Source organism: Leifsonia sp. HAY1-4F, assembly GCF_056755275.1.
The window spans coordinates 1-250 of record NZ_JBNDHX010000460.1 but is presented as its reverse complement, the minus strand read 5'-3'; the positions used below and the strand labels follow the sequence as shown (position 1 = coordinate 250).

General features: G+C 62.8%; 1 protein-coding gene. It reads right to left on the bottom strand.

Annotation, left to right across the window (positions count from 1 at the left end; genetic code table 11):
* Window positions 1-250: Dyp-type peroxidase (locus ACPYOG_RS20155; protein ID WP_481295866.1), on the bottom strand; the 250-nt coding region annotated here is incomplete at both ends.

Here is a 250-nt window from a genome sequence, read left to right as displayed (position 1 = left end):
ATCCACCCGCTTGCACTCCGGGTGGCACCGCAAAAAGGCCCGAACCTGTGTGCTTCAGGTACTCCACGGACAACGTGTCGCCCTTGGCAAGCGCCAGTTGCATGGGCACGTAGTGCGTCCGCGGATCCTTCACGAAAGCGATGAAGAACAGCCCGGCGTCGAGGTGTCCCAGGCCGTCTGAACCATCCGTGAAGTTGTAACCGCGGCGCAGCATCCGCACTCCGTTGTTCTGGTCCGGATGGGCCAGCCG